Origin of the sequence: Nocardia harenae NBRC 108248 (assembly GCF_001612885.1) — a bacterium.
Classification (GTDB): domain Bacteria; phylum Actinomycetota; class Actinomycetes; order Mycobacteriales; family Mycobacteriaceae; genus Nocardia; species Nocardia harenae.
In genome coordinates this window covers 75,331-88,250 of record NZ_BDBH01000005.1, presented here as the reverse complement: position 1 = coordinate 88,250, position 12,920 = coordinate 75,331, and the positions used below count along the sequence as shown (strand labels likewise).

The window sequence follows — 12,920 nt, the reverse complement described above, 5'->3', positions numbered from 1 at the left end:
GGCTGTCACCCCGCTCACAGGGGTGGCCCGGGTGCGGGACAGTCGGCATGCTGAACGCGACCGTTTCCGCGCGGGCCACAAGGAGCACTGTGCTCGAGATCCGCGTGCTGGGGGAGCCGCGACTCGGCGACCGGCCGTTCCCGGGCGGTCGGCCGGGGCTGCTCCTCGCGCTGCTGGTGCTGGCACGCGGGCGGGTTGTCTCGGTTCCGCGGCTGGTCGCGGAGTTGTGGCCGGAGTCGGAGCCCGGTGATCCGCGGGCCGCGCTGCATACGACGGTCGCGCGGTTACGGCGGCTGGCCGTGGGGCCGGTGCTGCGACGCTCCGATGCGGGGTACTGCCTTGATCGGGAGGGGGTCGCGCTCGACGCGGACGAGTTCGCGAGCCGCACTGTCGTGCCGGTCGGGGAGTCACCCGCGGCGGCCCTGGCGCGCTGGGAGAGCGCGCTCGAACTGTGGGGCGGGGAGCCGTGGGGGCGGTTCGCCGCCGGTCCCGCGTATGCGGAGGCGGCGGAGCTGCGTGAGCGGTTCGATGTGGCGCGTGAGGAGCGGGCCGGTGCGCTGCTCGAGCTCGGTCGCGGTGCGGAAGTGGTCGCGGAGTTGCGGGCCTTGCTCGCGGCGGCGCCACTGCGGGAGCGGCGGGTGCGGTTGCTGATCGAGGCGCTCACGCCCGGTGATCAGGTGGAGGCCCTGCGGGTCTACGACGAGTATCGGCGTGCGCTCGCCGATGAGCTGGGGTTGGACCCGTCTCCCACGCTGGTCGCGCTGCACGGGCGGGTGCTGCGGCACGAGATGGGGGTGCCAGGGGGCGCTATGCGGGATGGCACTGCTCGCTCGGCTCCGACCGAGTTGCCGCGGTCGGGCGGCGGGCCGAGCTCTGACCGTGCGGGCACGCGCGGCCCGGCGCCGCGCCCGCTGATCGGCCGCGACGCCCAGCTCACCGCGGTGAACACCCTGCTCGACCTGCATCGCGCGGTAACCGTCGTCGGTCCGGGCGGTGTCGGCAAGACCAGCCTCGCCGCCGTGGTCGCGGCCGGGCACCGGCACTGGTGGGCCGATCTGGCCGCGGTGACGACCGCAGGCTCGGTCGCGCGCACCGTCGCCGATGCCATCGGCGTCGAGGTGCGTCCCGGCGCCGTGTTCGAGACCGCCCTCCGGCACCGGCTCGCCGAGCTGGACGGTCTCCTGGTGCTCGACAACTGCGAGCACCTCCTCGGCGCCTCCGCCGCCGTCGCCGAACTCGCCCTCACCGCCTCCGCCGACCTGCGGGTACTCGCCACCTCACGGCAACGCCTCGGCATCGCTGCCGAGCAGGTCTCGCCGCTGCCCCCGCTGCAACTGCCGGACCCCGATTCCGCCGCCGCACCCGCAGTCACCCTCTTCCTCGAGTGCGCGACCGCAGCCGCCCCCGAATTCGCCGCGTGCCGCGACGATTTCGCTGTCCGTCGTGCCGTCGCCGCCCTGGTCCGCCGCCTGGACGGGCTCCCGCTGGCCATCGAACTCGCGGCGGGCAGGCTCGGCGCGCTCACCCTCGATGATCTCGCCACCCACCTGACCCACCGCCTCGACCTGCTGCGCGCCGGTTCACCACTGGCCGCGCGGCGCCAGCGCACCCTCGCCGCTACCATCGCCTGGTCCTGCGACCTGCTGGAGCCGGCCGAGGCGCGCGCCTTCCGCCGCCTCGCCGTCTTCGCGAGGGAGTTCGACCTCGCCGCGGCCACAGCCGTGCTCGCCGAGGTGCCGGGCACTGTCGGCCTGGAAGATCAGAGCGCGGAGGCGGACTCGCCCGGCTCGGACACCGCCGAGCTGGTAGCCCGTCTCGCCGAACGCTCCCTTCTGGTGCGCCCCGGACCGACCGGCACCGGCCGCTACCGCATGCTCGAGACCTTGCGCACCTTCGTCCACACCGAGACTCCCGCCGGCGAACGCGTCGCCGCCCGCCGCGCCCACGCCGCCTGGCTTGTCGCAGCGGTCGAGGACGCCGACGACGGACTCCGCGGTCCCGACGAACCCCGCTGGTCGCTTCGGCTCGACGACCTGGTCCCCGACGCCGCCGTCGCATTCCGCTGGGCACTCGACGCGGAGCCCGCGACCGCCTGCCGCATCGTCACCGCCTACCGGCACTGGTCCTACCTGCGGCTGCGTGCCGACATTCTCGGTTGGGCGCTGGAGATCGACGAGCGCGAGGCGAGCTCGGGTGTGCATGCGGCGGCGACGCTGCACCACTGGCTGGTCGGCAACGCCGCCGAGGCCCGCGCTCGCGGTGCCGCCGCGCTGGCGGCTGCCGAGCCGGGCAGCCGCGCCGAATCGGTGGCGCTGGACGCCCTCTCCGATCAGGCGCTCGCCGATGGTGAATTCGCGACGGTCGACGAGCTGAACACCCGCGCGCACACCCTTGCACTCGCCCGCGGTGACCACGTCGCCGCAACCCTCGCGACCGTCGCGCTCACCCTCGCCGCCGCCTACAGCGGCCGCCCAGCCGACCCGCTACTCGCCCGCGCCGCCGCCGAGGCGCGCCGTTCCGGCAACCCGACCAGCCTCGCCTGGGTCGCTTACACCGAGGGCGAACTTCACGCCGACACCGACCCTGCCCGCGCCCTCACCGCACTCGAAACCGCCACCACCCGAGCCGAATCCGTGCACAACCGGATCATCGCCGGCGTCAGCCGCACCGCGGCCACCGCCGTCCGCGCCCGCACCGCCCCGCTGAACAGCGCCACCCTCGCCGATGCCCGCGCCGCCGTCGACTACTGGTCCGGCGCGGGCAGTGACCAGCTCCTCCGCACCTGCCTCCGCAACCTCGTCCCGCTCCTCGACCGCCTCGGCGCCGCCGCGGGCCTGGTCGAACTCGCCGCCGCCACCGGCGTCACCGACGCGGCCGGAACCGAACGCCTGCGCCTCGACGCCGCCCTCGCCCGCGCCAGGGAAGCGCTGGGCGCCGCCTTCGGCACGTCCTTCGCGGCGGGCGAGCGCCGCACCCTCGCCGCCGCAGCCGAGGCGCTCATCGGTGTACTCGACCGTTCGGCCGCAGCACCTCGTTGAGCGCACCCTCCCGCGACGCCTCGGTCGCCCGAGGGGCCTGACAACGGGTGAGCCCGGTCGGATCGTCCACGTCGCTATTGCTCGGCACCCTGGACTCGGCGACCACCCTGGGAATCAAGGTCCAGGAACGCGCCGTCGGCGGCCCCGGCCCCGGCTCGCTGAGCGCGGCGCTCGGTCAGCACATCGAGAGCGTGTAGTCGAGTTCCGCAAGGCGGGCGCCGCCAAGCCCACGCGTGCAGACTTGCTCCGGTTTTCAGTGGCAGCCACATATCGGTAGCCAAGAGATCGTCTACGATCTTCTCGTCAACGATAGCAGTGCAATTGTGAGCGTGCGCGTAGGCAATAACCGCAGCTTCGCCGGCGTGCTCGCCAGGTGATTCCGCACCCATGTCGAACTGGATCGCGAGTTGCTCAGCTCCCTCGTCGGGACTCAGAACGACAAGTTCCACCCACTCGCAATCGGCAATAGCAGGAATTCCGGAATGAGCCGTGCGCGCAACCTCGACCTCAGCGTTCACCGCGTCGGGGATCAGGATCACCTGTCCGCCGGGAGAGACTCTACGGAGAATCTCGCCGCGGCCCGCTCTGTGCCAGTGGGTGAATACACTCGTATCCATCACCCACGGATCAGGCACCAGCATCTCCCTGGATGACTTCGAACGGTGCGTCGTCTCGTTGGCGGAGCTGCGCATCGCCGATGGATCCTCGCAGCATCATCAGTGCCCGTTTGCGGGTCAGTTTCGCCCCCTCGTAACCGCGGACGATCGCGGCGGCTAGTTGGGGGGATAACCGAGGGGCCATTAGATCATCCGGGATCAGAGAAACTCCTGCGGCTATGAACTCGCTGACAAGAGGTTTAACCCGCGCCATTGTGAGTCTCTCGTGCTCGCTGATCAGTCCAATATTCTTCAGCTGATTTACGGTCGCTGTCCATGAAACGCGGTAGGTACCCGCGATTCTGGTGGCCCGGCGGCGAGGACTGTCGCGTGCATAATCGTTCCACAGCGCCGTCGCACCCGCGCGAGGGATCAGGAAGTGAATTGCTACCGCCTTGACCATGGTCTCGGAGTCGGCGCTGTGTGCGTCATACGCGTCTCCGACCAGCCAGTGTGCGAGTTCGTGAGCCACAGTGACCCGTTTGCGTCCCGAAGGGCGCTCCGCGTTTATCACCGCGACGGCTGTCGCGGTCTCATCCGTGCTGTCAACCGTCACGCAGGTACCGTCCGCGGACTCTCCATAGTTGCCGACATATACGTGCATGCCGAGTTTCTCGCATACGGCCAGGATGTCGGCGATAGGCTCGTTTTGCAGTCCAGCGCGCTCGCGAGCCACCTCGGCGACGCGTTCCGCATCGGCGTAAGTGGTCGGGACGGCTGCCGCTGGTCGAGGGTGCGCGACAATCAGTCCCTTGCGGAGGAGCGAACGTGCGTCATCCGCGAGCAGCTCGATCGCATCATCCAGAAGGACGCCGAGTTCGGGGTCGAAACCATCATCGGTGCGTCGGCTGATCGCTGCGGGCACTTCCTCCATAACGAACCATTGCAGTGGTCTGCCGAGCACCTGAGCGATCGCGAATATTTCCGTCGCCGAGACTCGCCGGATGCCGGATTCCATCTTGCTGATCGTCGTGTGGTCGGCTTGCTGTAGAGCTACGGACAGGTCCCTCTGTGACATGCCAGCAGCGACTCGCGCTTCTGCGATTCGCTTACCAAGCATCTTCGCGTCCATGTTTGCGATTTTGGCACATGTAGGACGTGGCGTGTAGCGGGCTGCTGGGTGGACCGGATTGACAGTGCTGCTGACCACCAGAGTGCGGATCCGATGCTGCCCGCCGCTGTAGCGTCTCCCAGTCGCAGCCGGCTACCGCCACGAGGCAGCTTGCCGGAGAGCGCATCGCGAGACTTCCGTGAACCGTTTGGGATGGTGTATCGCGGTACACCGTCCCAAACGGGGCACGAGGAAGAACTACTTCGTCGGCGCGAACGCCTCCTCGATGATCTCCGCCTGCTCCACGGCATGCACCTTGCTCGACCCCGACGACGGCGCCGACATGGCCCGCCGCGAGATGCGGCGCAGCCGTCCGAGCCGCTCGGGGAGCAGCTCGGGCAGGTTCAGGCCGAAGAACGGCCAGGCGCCCTGGTTGGCCGGCTCCTCCTGGACCCAGGCCAGGTCGGTGGCGTTGGGGTAGCCGTCGAGGGCCTCGTTCAGCCGGTACTTGGGCAGCGGGTAGAGCTGCTCGACCCGGACGATCGCGACGTCCTCGCGCTTCTGCTTCGCCTTCTCGGCGGCCAGCTCGTAGTAGAGCTTGCCGCTGGTGAGCAGCACGCGCTTGACCTTGGAGCGGTCACCGGTGCCGGTCTCGTAGGCGGGCTCGTCGAAGACCGAGCGGAACTTGGACTCGGTGAAGTCCTTGATGTCGGAGACCACGGCCTTGTTGCGCAGCATCGACTTCGGGGTGAAGACGATGAGCGGGCGGCGGATGCCGTCGTGCGAGTGCCTGCGCAGCAGGTGGAAGTAGTTCGCCGGGGTGGACGGAACGGCCACCGTCATCGAGCCTTCGGCGCAGAGCTGCAGGAAGCGCTCGATCCGGCCGGAGGTGTGGTCCGGGCCCTGACCCTCGTGGCCGTGCGGCAGCAGCAGCACGACGTCGGAGAGCTGGCCCCACTTGGCCTCGCCGGAGGAGATGAACTCGTCGATGATGGACTGCGCGCCGTTGACGAAATCGCCGAACTGCGCCTCCCAGAGCACCAGCGCCTCGGGGTTGCCGAGCGAGTAGCCGTACTCGAAGCCGACGGCGGCGTACTCGCTGAGCGCGGAGTCGTGCACCGCGAACCAGCCGGGGTTCTCGCTGCCGATGTTGTGCAGCGGGGTGTACTCCTCCGCGGTCTTGCGGTCGATGATGACCGAGTGCCGCTGGGTGAAGGTGCCGCGGCGGGAGTCCTGGCCGGTGAGCCGGACCGCCTTGCCCTCGTCGATCAGGGTGCCGAAGGCGAGCAACTCGGCGAAGGCCCAGTCGACCTTGCCCTCGTAGGCCATCTCCCGGCGCTTCTCCAGCACCGGCTTGACGCGGGGGTGCACGTTGAAGCCGTCGGGGACGTTCAGGAAGGCGTCGCCGATGCGTTGCAGCACCGACTTGTCCACCGCGGTCTGCACGGTGGAGGGCACCTTCTGGTCGTCCTCGACCGACTCGCTGGGCTCCGGCGGGAACTTCTCCAGCTCGCGGACCTCGTTGAAGACCCGCTCCAGCTGGCCCTGGTAGTCGCGCAGCGCGTCCTCGGCCTCCTTGAGCGAGATGTCGCCGCGGCCGATCAGGCTCTCGGTGTAGGCCTTGCGGACCGAGCGCTTGGTGTCGATGACGTCGTACATCGACGGCTGGGTCATCGAGGGGTCGTCGCCCTCGTTGTGCCCGCGGCGCCGGTAGCAGACCATGTCGATGACGACGTCCTTGCGGAACTTCTGCCGGAAGTCGACCGCGAGCCGGGCCACCCAGTCGCAGGCCTCCGGGTCGTCGCCGTTGACGTGGAAGATCGGCGCGCCGATGAACTTCGCGATATCGGTGGAGTACTCGGTGGAGCGGCTGTTCTCCGGCGCGGTGGTGAAGCCGATCTGGTTGTTCACCACGATGTGGATGGTGCCGCCGACGCGGTAGCCGCGCAGCCCGGAGAGGTTCAGCGTCTCCGCGACGACGCCCTGGCCGGCGAAGGCCGCGTCGCCGTGCAGCATGAGCGGCATGACCGAGAAGCCCTCGGGGCCGTCGCCCTTGTCCAGCAGGTCCTGCTTGGCCCTGGCGAGCCCCTCCAGCACCGGGTCGACCGCCTCCAGGTGCGAGGGGTTGGCGGTGAGCGAGACCTCGATCTCGTTGTCGCCGAACATCTGCAGGTAGGTGCCCTGCGCGCCGAGGTGGTACTTGACGTCGCCGGAGCCGTGCGTGCCCGCCGGGTTCATATTGCCCTCGAACTCGGTGAAGATCTTCGAGTAGGGCTTGCCGACGATATTGGCCAGCACGTTCAGCCTGCCGCGGTGCGGCATGCCGATGATGACCTCGTCCAGCGAGTGCTCGGCGCACTGGTCGATGACGGCGTCCATCATCGGGATGACGGCCTCGGCGCCCTCCAGCGAGAAGCGCTTCTGACCGACGTACTTGGTCTGCAGGAAGGTCTCGAAGGCCTCCGCCGCGTTCAGCCGGTTCAGGATGTACTTCTGCTGCGCGACCGTGGGTTTCGCGTGCTTCTGCTCCACCCGGTCCTGGATCCACTGCAGCTGGTCGGTCTCCAGGATGTGGGTGTACTCGACGCCGACGTGGCGGCAGTACGCGTCGCGCAGGATGGAGAGCACGTCGCGCAGCTTCATCCGCTCCTGGCCGTGGAAGCCGCCGACATTGAACTCGCGGTCCAGATCCCACAGGGTCAGCCCGTGCTGGGTGACGTCCAGGTCCGGGTGGCTGCGGAACTTGTCCTTGACCAGCCGCAGCGGGTCGGTGTCGGCCATCAGGTGGCCGCGGTTGCGGTAGGCGGCGATCATCTCGAGCACCCGGGCGCTCTTGTCGACGCCGCGCTCGCGCACGTCCTTGCGCCAGCGGATCGGCTCGTACGGCACGCCGAGGCCGTGGAAGATCTCGTCGTAGAACTCGTCCGAGATCAGCAGCTGGTGGATGGTGCGCAGGAAATCGCCGGACTCCGCGCCCTGGATGATGCGGTGGTCGTAGGTCGAGGTCAGCGTCATGAGCTTGCCGACGCCGAGGTCGGCGATGCGCTCGTCGGCCATGCCCTGGAACTCGGCCGGGTACTCCATGGCGCCCGCGCCGATGATGGCGCCCTGGCCGTTCATCAGGCGCGGCACCGAGTGCACGGTGCCGATGGTGCCGGGGTTGGTGAGCGAGATGGTGACGCCGGAGAAGTCCTCGGCGGTGAGCTTGCCGTCCCGCGCGCGCCGCACGATGTCCTCGTAGGCGGTGTGGAACTGGCCGAAGGAGAACTCCTCGGTGCCCTTGATGGCGGCGACGACGAGCGAGCGGCTGCCGTCCTTGCCGGGCAGGTCGATGGCGAGGCCGAGGTTGGTGTGCGCGGGGGTGACCGCGTTCGGCTTGCCGTCCACCTCGGCGAAGTGCCGGTTCATGTTCGGGAACTTCTTGACCGCCTGCACGATGGCGTAGCCGAGCAGGTGGGTGAAGGAGATCTTGCCGCCCCTGGTGCGGGCGAGGTGGTTGTTGATGACCAGGCGGTTGTCGATCATCAGCTTGGCCGGGATGGCCCGCACGCTGGTGGCGGTCGGGATGGCCAGCGAGGCCGACATGTTCTTGGCGACCGCGGCGGCCGCGCCGCGCAGTACCTTGGACTGGTCCTCCGCGCTCTCCTGCTTGGGTTTGCCCGAGGTGGGGGCCGCGTTGGAGGTCGGGGCGGGGGTGGTCTTGGGGGTGCGCGCCTGCTGGGCGGGCTGCGCCTTCGCGGCCGGCTCGGCCGCGGCCTTGGTCTTCGCGGCGGGGGCCTTGGCGGGCTCGGTCTTCGCGGCGGGCTGAGCCTTGGCGGATTCGGTCTTGGCGGCGGGCTGAGCCTTGGCGGGCTCGGTCTTGGCGGCGGGCTGAGCCTTGGCGGGCTCGGTCTTGGCGGCGGGCTGAGCCTTCGCGGGCTCGGGCTTGGGCTGGGCAGCCTTGGCGGCCGAACCGTTGGCGCCGGCGCGCGCGGCTCCGTTACCGGTCGAGGCGGAACCGGCGGAGCTCGCGGCCGGGCCGGCCTGCTCGGAATCGGCGCTGACTTCCGGGGTGTAGTCCGCCAGGAACTCGTGCCAGCTCTCGTCGACCGATGATGGGTCCTGTTTGAACTTCTGATACATCTCGTCGACTAGCCACTGGTTCTGTCCGAACTGGGAAGTTGAACTGCTCACAGCAGGTGTTCGCCTCATTTCGTTCTTCGCGCTGCGACGTTTGTGACGTGCCCGGCGGGGGACCGGCGGATACGCGCCGGCGCGCCCTGTTCGAGGATAGGCCCCGCAGCAAATCGGTGGATTCACCGACTACCGGTCAGCCCCGGCCCTCGTTGTCGACGACTCGTCCTCCATCGAGAATATTCCCCCGGTCCCCTGAGCGGCAGCCCAGAGGCGGGCGTAGGGCCCCTCGGCCCCTACAAGGGCATCGTGCGGACCGAGCTGAGTGATACGTCCGGATTCCACCACGGCGATCAGATCGGCCCGCGCGGCGGTCGCGAGCCGGTGCGCGACCACCACCGTGGTCCGGCCGCGGGCCAGCGAAGAGGCCGCTGCCAGCACCGATGCCTCGGCAGCCGGGTCGAGCGTCGAGGTCGCCTCGTCCAGCAGCAGCAGGTCGGGGCGGACCAGCTCGGCGCGGGCGAGCGCGATGAGCTGGCGCTGCCCGGCGGAGAGGCCGCGGCCGCGCTCGCCGACGGGCTGGCGCATGCCGTGCGGCAGCGCCGCGATCATGTCGGCGGCGCCGACCGCCGCCGCGGCGTCGGCTATCTCCGCGTCGGTGGCCGATGGTTTCCCGAATGCAATGTTGCTCGCCACGTCGCCGGCGAAGAGGTGAGCCTCCTGCGGCACGATGCCGAGGCGGGCGCGGTACTCGGCCAGCCGGTAGTCGCGGATATCGATTCCGTCCACGCGCACCGCGCCGCCCGCTCGTCGTGGCGGCAGGGCGATCTTCTCGGCACTCCCGTCGGCGGGGCCCGTCGAATCCGCGCGGGGCAGGTCGTAGAGCCGGGCCAGCAGTTTGACCACCGTCGACTTGCCCGCGCCGGTCGGGCCGACCAGGGCGAGGGTGGAACCGGCCGGGATCGCCAGCTCGACCCCGTCCAGCGCGAAGCGGTCGGTGCCGGGGTAGCGGAATCGCACGTCACTCAGCGCGACCGCGCCGCGCAGCCCGCCCTCGATCGGCACTGCGTCGGCCGGGTCGGCGGCGAGCGAGGAGGGCGTGCGCAGCAGCTCGCCGATCCGGCGCAGCCCGACCCGCGCCTGCTGGTACCCGTCGAAGACCTGGGAGAGCTGGGTGACCGGGCCGAAGAGCAGCTGCAGGTAGAGCACGAAGGCGACCAGCGTGCCCGCGGTGACGGTGCCCGCCGCCACCTCGCGCGCCCCGACGTAGATCACCGCGGCCAGCGCCAGATCGGCCCAGGCCACCACGAAGGCGAAGTAGAGCGCGATGGCGGTCTGCGCGCGCAGCCTGCTGTCCCGGTAGCCGCGCGAGTACTCGGCGAAGCGCCTGGCCGCGCGCGGCTCGTGCCGGTTGGCCTGCACCGCGCGCAGCCCGCTCACGTTCTCCTGGAAGTCGGCGTTGACGGTGGAGACCCGCTCGCGGGAGACGGCGTAGGCGGTCGAGGAGAAGCGGCGGAAGACCACGGTGGCGAGGATCAGCGGCGGCAGCGTCGCCAGGACGACCGCGGCGAGCACCGGGTCGATGACGATGAGCGCGGCCGCGATGCCCACCAGGGTGAGGCCGCCGACCAGCGTGGTGGCGACCCCGGTCTGCAGGAAGGTGGAGAGCGCGTCCACGTCGGTGGTCATTCTGGTCATGATCCGGCCGGAGAGCTCGCGCTCGTAGTAGTCCAGCCCGAGCCGCTGCAGGTGGGCGTAGCTGCGCACGCGCAGGCCGAAGAGAACCCGCTCGCCGGTGCGCGCGGTGAGCACCGTCGTGGCCGCGGCGACCAGCCAGCCCGCGGCGACGAGGGCGACGCCGATGAGCGCGGCGAGTTGCAGCGCGCCGGTGTCGCCGCGGCCGACGCCGCTGTCGAGGGCGTAGCGGACCAGCGGCGGGAAGGCGATGCCGAGCACCGCGTCCAGCGTGAGCAGCGCCATGACGGTGAGGACGAGGGCGCGCACCGGGCGCAGCAGGCGGGTCAGCCGGAAGCCGGGGTCGGGGGCGCGCAGTCGCGCCCCGCCTGCGCCGGGCTGCTCGGTGGCGGGCGGCAGCCGGTCCAGCGCGCGGCGCAGCTCGGGGGTCTCGCCGAGACCGGCCGCCGCGCCGGCGAAGCCGGGTCCGGGGCGACCGGTCGCGGCGGCACTCGCGCCGCCGGTGCCCGGCCGGCTACCGGGATCCGGTGGGGGAATGCTCGCGCCGGCGGCGGCGCCGACGAGGCCCAACCCGCGATCGGCAGGCGGGCTTTCGATCCCCGCGCCTACGGTGACCTGCGAAGGAATCTGGTCCGGCGGCTCGGCCTCCTGGAGCCCGCGCTCGGGGCCGGGGAGGCGGATCACCCGGTCGGCGTGCGCCAGCGTGGATTCCCGGTGCGCGAGCACGATGGTGGTGCGGCCGCCGCGGTCCGGCAGCGCGGCGAAGATGGCGGCCTCGGTGAGGGCATCGACGGCGGAGGTGGCGTCGTCGAGGACGAGCACGCGCGGCCGGGCCAGCAGCGCGCGGGCCAGCGCGACGCGCTGCCGCTGCCCGCCGGAGAGCGTGAGCCCGCGCTCGCCGACCACGGTGTCGTAGCCATCCGGCAGCTCGGCGATGAACTCGTCGGCGGCGGCCAGCCGGGCCGCGTGCCTGATCTCGGCGTCGGTGGCGCCGGGGCGGCCGAGCGCGATATTGGCCGCGATGGTGTCGGAGAACAGGAAGGGGTCGTCGAAGACGACGCCGACCGCGCTGCGCAGGTCGGCGGCGCGCAGCTCGGCGATATCGATCGGCTCGGCACCGGGCGCGGTGAGCCGGATCCGCCCCGACTCCGGCGCGAAGAAGCGCGGCAGCAGCAGCGAGAGCGTGGTCTTCCCGGAGCCGGCCGGGCCGATGATGGCGACCGTCTCCCCGGGGCGGACGGTGAGGTCGAGGTGGCGCAGCACCGGCCGGTCCGGGCCGAAGCCGAAGGAGAGGTCGTCGATCTCCACGCCGAGCGGGCCGTCCGGCAGGGTGGCGGGGGCCGGCGGGTCGGTGAGCGTGGGCGCGGTGTCGATCACCTGGTTCACCCGCTCGGCGGCGGCCCTGGTGAGCTGGGCCATGATCACCACCGAGGTCATGGTGCGGGCGGTGGAGGTCATGGTGGCGACGTAGGCGGCGAAGGCGAGGAAGGTACCGATGCCGATGCTGCCGTGCAGCGCGAGCAGCCCGCCGAAGCCGATCACCGCGACCAGCCCGGCCTGCGGGATGGCGGCGACGGTCGGCGCGAACCGGGAGTTCAGCCGGGCGGCGCGCATGCGCTCGGCGAAGAGCGAGCGGCCGTGACGCTCCAGCAGGTCGACCATCCTGGCCTCCTGCCCGAACCCCTTCACCACCCGGACGCCGGTGACCGTCTCCTCCACGTGCTGGGCCAGCTCGGCGGCGCGCTGCTGCGCCGACCAGGTGGCGGCGTAGAGCCGGGGCCGCAGCCGGTAGACGACGATCGCGATGGCCGGGACCACCAGCAGCGCGATCAGCGCCAGCGGCGGGGCCAGCCAGAACATGACGACGGCGGCGAGCACGAACTGCACCAGCGCCATGCCGGAGAGCGGGACCATGGCCAGCAGCCCCTGCACCAGCTGCAGGTCGGTGATCGACCGGGACACCACCTGACCGGTGCGGATGGCATCCTGCCCGGCGCCGTCGAGGCGCTGCAGCGAGCCGAGCAGGTCGAGCCGGAGGCCGTGCTGGACGTCGAGCGAGAGCCGCCCCGCGAGCAACCTGCGGCCGAAGGCGGCGGCGAAGCGCCCGGCGGCCAGCGCGGCGAGCAGCAGCGCCACGGTGCCGATCACCCCGGTGTCGCCGACTCCGGCGGCATCCACCGCGCGCTTGGTGAGTAGCGGCGCCGCGATCTCGACCAGCGCGCCGATCAGCACGGTGGCGACGATGCCCGCCACGGTGGGGCGATGCTCGAGGGATCGGGTCCAGAGCCGGCGGATCCAGCCGGGCTCGGTCTTCGGGGTATTCGTGGGCCGCCTCCTCGGTGCGCGGGTACTTCACCGACGGTAACG

At 70.9% G+C, this 12,920-nt stretch carries 5 protein-coding genes and 1 pseudogene; 2 read left to right on the top strand and 4 right to left on the bottom strand.

Annotation, left to right across the window (positions count from 1 at the left end):
• Window positions 1-89 precede the first annotated feature (89 nt).
• Both NH2_RS11915 and NH2_RS28705 read left to right on the top strand, forming a co-directional pair.
• Window positions 90-3,038 (top strand): AfsR/SARP family transcriptional regulator, encoded by a 2,949-nt coding sequence (locus NH2_RS11915; protein WP_067652718.1) that lies wholly within the window; start codon window positions 90-92, stop codon window positions 3,036-3,038.
• A 47-nt stretch (window positions 3,039-3,085) separates the two neighbouring features.
• Window positions 3,086-3,235, top strand: a complete 150-nt coding sequence (locus NH2_RS28705) for a hypothetical protein (protein ID WP_157103729.1) — start codon at window positions 3,086-3,088, stop codon at window positions 3,233-3,235.
• 108 nt (window positions 3,236-3,343) lie between these two features.
• Here the strand turns inward: NH2_RS28705 and NH2_RS30455 are convergent.
• From NH2_RS30455 to NH2_RS11900, 4 genes and pseudogenes are all read right to left on the bottom strand, one after another.
• Window positions 3,344-3,655: pseudogene (locus NH2_RS30455) on the bottom strand (hypothetical protein); the annotation flags it as partial.
• Window positions 3,656-3,665: 10 nt separating this feature from the next.
• Window positions 3,666-4,766 carry a helix-turn-helix domain-containing protein gene (locus NH2_RS28085; protein ID WP_084505476.1) on the bottom strand — a complete coding sequence of 367 codons (1,101 nt, stop codon included), beginning with the start codon at window positions 4,764-4,766 and terminating at the stop codon, window positions 3,666-3,668.
• 237 nt (window positions 4,767-5,003) lie between these two features.
• Window positions 5,004-8,918: a multifunctional oxoglutarate decarboxylase/oxoglutarate dehydrogenase thiamine pyrophosphate-binding subunit/dihydrolipoyllysine-residue succinyltransferase subunit gene (locus tag NH2_RS11905; RefSeq protein WP_084505475.1), complete on the bottom strand. Its 3,915-nt coding sequence runs from the start codon at window positions 8,916-8,918 to the stop codon at window positions 5,004-5,006.
• Window positions 8,919-9,047: 129 nt separating this feature from the next.
• A complete protein-coding gene (locus tag NH2_RS11900) occupies window positions 9,048-12,806 on the bottom strand; it encodes an ABC transporter ATP-binding protein (protein WP_245650534.1) in 3,759 nt (1,252 codons plus the stop codon).
• Window positions 12,807-12,920: the final 114 nt, after the last annotated feature.

What these genes read in the sequence shown, in the direction of transcription:
- NH2_RS28085 (WP_084505476.1), bottom strand. Translation starts at nt 4,766, where the DNA reads ATGGACGCGAAGATGCTTGGTAAGCGAATCGCAGAAGCGCGAGTCGCT.